The 497-nt window shown below is 74.6% G+C and carries 1 protein-coding gene; it reads right to left on the bottom strand.

What is annotated here, in order from left to right; genetic code table 11:
• Positions 1 to 497: PH domain-containing protein (locus RT323_RS16305; RefSeq protein ID WP_313410310.1), on the bottom strand; the 497-nt coding region annotated here is incomplete at both ends.

The following is a 497-nucleotide window of genomic DNA, read 5'->3' as shown; positions in this document are numbered from 1 at the left end:
TGAGCCGCCGCGCCTCGCGAGCCCGCTCCACCTGGTCGAACGCCACCGCCCGGGCCGTCGCCGCGTCGAGGTTCGCCACGCCCGCGCTCACCGGACCGTCGGGGGTGTGCACGGCGACGGACGCCAGGTCGAGCCGGCGCTGCAGCGGCCCTTGCGAGAACTCGACCGACTGCACCTTGTGGTGCGGGACGAGCGAGCGCTTGTGCGTGATCCAGCCGGTGGCGGTCGTCACCGTGTGCGGCGTCGAGGCCAGCCAGCGGTACCGCCAGCCGATCGGCGCGAACCAGCGTGAGCGCCGCGGCGGGCTGATGCGCTCGCCGGTGCCGCGCTGGGGATCGGGGACCAGCTCGTCCACGAGGTGCCGGCCGAGGTGCTTCGGCGCGATCGGCAGCAGCGTCGTCGAGGACACGCCGCCGTCTTCGGACGCGTCCGAGCCGTACCCGGCGACGTCCACCTCGAGCCGAGCCCACTCGAACCGGCGCCAGACGATCGGCTCC

Source organism: Aeromicrobium sp. (assembly GCF_032084975.1).
GTDB lineage: Bacteria > Actinomycetota > Actinomycetes > Propionibacteriales > Nocardioidaceae > Aeromicrobium.
The sequence above is the reverse complement of the archived record's forward strand: the minus strand, read 5'-3'. Positions and strand labels throughout refer to the sequence as shown.